General features: G+C 65.7%; 1 protein-coding gene. It reads right to left on the bottom strand.

Going from position 1 to position 1819, the window contains the following annotated elements; genetic code table 11:
• The coding region (locus AC1DZ6_RS24450; RefSeq protein WP_477099698.1) for a transferrin-binding protein-like solute binding protein at positions 1-1819 on the bottom strand (1819 nt) is incomplete at both ends.

Genomic DNA, 1819 nt, shown 5'->3' with positions numbered 1-1819 from the left:
GGTGAATGTCGCAAGATCATAGGCGGCGAACGCCCCGCCCTTGTACTGGGCCGTGCCGGTGGTCGGCATGTTGGTCGCGCGAAGGCCGAAGCCCACATAGGTCGACGAATTCGAGCGGGCGTCCTGGTTGTACCAACCGACCAGGCTGGCATAGTTCAGGTCGAGGCCCGCCACGCGCTGAACGACGCGTAAGAAATTGCTGCCCCCGTTGACGTGGTCGATGACCAGTTCGGTGTTCTTGCCGTTCGCGCTGGTTTGGTTCTCGCCTTGAGGAAGGCCCAACGAAACGCTCCCCCCCACCGGGGTGCGCGAAAATTGCAGGCTCACCGTGTCGTCGAATCGCCCAGGCCCTCGGGCCCACGTCATGCTGATGTTGGTCAGGGGCGCGGTCGCGAAGGCGTACAGGCTGTCGCCGGGCGTACTGGTGTAGGTCTGGCCGAACGGTTGATTGAGACCCGGAGGCGGAGGACCGTTGTTACCCGCCACGAACATGCCGGCCATGGCCACGCCGCTCGCCGCGTTGTTCAGGCTGTAGATCCCGCCGACCTCCGACGCAGAGGGACCGAACAGGTCGCCTCGGACCGTGCCGTTGACGTAACCGGTCGGACCACTGGCCGTGACCTTCGTCGTGGCGAACCCATCGAACCGGCTCGGAGCGGTGTTCGCATTGCCGAAATAGGCGTTGAAGCTGAAATCGTCGACCTGCGGAGCGCCGGCCAAGACTTTCGAGCCGTTCATTTCATAGAAGGTGAAATCGCTGAACCACCCCATCGCTTTTGAGACGTCGAACTTCATATCGACCCTGGTCTTCGCGAACGTTCGATACTGCTTGTTGGCGATGGTGTCGTCGAAGGTTCCGAACGCCTCGCCGAAATAGCGGGCCGCCCCCGTGGTCGGACGCGTCGTCGCGCGCGCGCCGACTGTCGTATAGAGCCGCTGCTCGACGCCCGCCGACAGGCTGGGATTGACGTATTCCAGCAGTTGGACGTAGGCCGGACGGATCCAGGCGTCATCGACCTGCATGTCCAGATCGTAGCGGCTCAGCGTCGTCGCGCCCCGGGTCCAGGTCTCGGGCTGGATGGTCCGCGAGGTCGGACCCTGGATCGGGTCGGTGTTCGGCAGCGGACGGCTGTAGGAGACGCTCGACAGGCCCGTATATTGGGCGGGACCGAAGTCCGCCGAGACCGACTCCGTCCCGGCGTTGGTGCGGATTTCATAGCTTTCGGCGGAGGCGAGCGCGCCAGGCGTATAGCGGACCAATTCCGTTTGTCCCGGCACGGTCCCTTCGATGTSGTTCTGGTTGTACGTGGCGACGCCGGAGCCCGCGGACGTGACCAGGCTGGCGAACGAAGGCCGGTAGGTGATGGCCCCCGTGCCGCTGTACGGCGGATCGACGGGGTGGCCGGCGACGAAGCCGCCATACAGCCGCGCGCCGCCCGTGTAGGACACGTCGAACACCCCGCCGATCTCCAGATCGGTGGAGGGGCCGTAGAACTGGCCGCGCACGAAGCCCGTCTCGCCCGTCTGGTTTGGCGCGGTGATGGTCGTGGCGTTGAACTTGCCGCTCGAGACCGACCCCTCGAAGCTGAAGTCGTACCGCGTGCTGGGACCGCCGGGCATCTGGCTGTCCGGCGCCACCGTGTTGGCGAACGTCAGGTCCTCGATCCCGCCGCGCACGGTGGCGGCGGCGAAGTCGATGTCCACCGTCGCCCGGGCGATGAATTCCTCGCTGCTGAGATAGCCGGTCGCCTCGCCGTTGAAGCGCGCGACCCCCGTGGTCGGCGTCGTGGCGGTGGGGTCGCCCAGCAAGGTGTAGCCC

It is taken from the genome of Caulobacter sp. P1_B12_2 (assembly GCF_056406675.1).
This window is presented reverse-complemented; position numbering and strand designations above follow the sequence as displayed.